This is a genomic window from Mycobacterium sp. UM_Kg27 (genome assembly GCF_000972905.1).
Taxonomy (GTDB): Bacteria; Actinomycetota; Actinomycetes; order Mycobacteriales; family Mycobacteriaceae; genus Mycobacterium.
In genome coordinates this window covers 1-285 of the sequence record NZ_JRMM01000364.1, presented here as the reverse complement: position 1 = coordinate 285, position 285 = coordinate 1, and the positions used below count along the sequence as shown (strand labels likewise).

Here is a 285-nt window from a genome sequence, read left to right as displayed (position 1 = left end):
CGAAGGTGGGATCGGCGATTGGGACGAAGTCGTAACAAGGTAGCCGTACCGGAAGGTGCGGCTGGATCACCTCCTTTCTAAGGAGCACCTTTTTTCCCCCGTCCCCGCAATCAGTGCGGGATCCGATGGTTGGGATAGTTTGCCGGCGCCTGTAGTGGGTTGTCCGGTGGTGCAGATTAATTTGAGACAGCAACAACGTTGATCACCAACCGGTAGCGCCCCCTTGTGGGGTGGTGCCGGCCGGCTTTGTGTTGGGCACACTGTTGGGTCCTGAGGCAACAGGCC

The 285-nt window shown here is 58.9% G+C and carries 1 rRNA gene; it reads left to right on the top strand.

The features are described 5' to 3' along the window. Positions 1-77: ribosomal RNA gene (locus tag LI94_RS21660) — 16S ribosomal RNA — on the top strand; the annotation flags it as partial. Positions 78-285 lie beyond the last annotated feature (208 nt).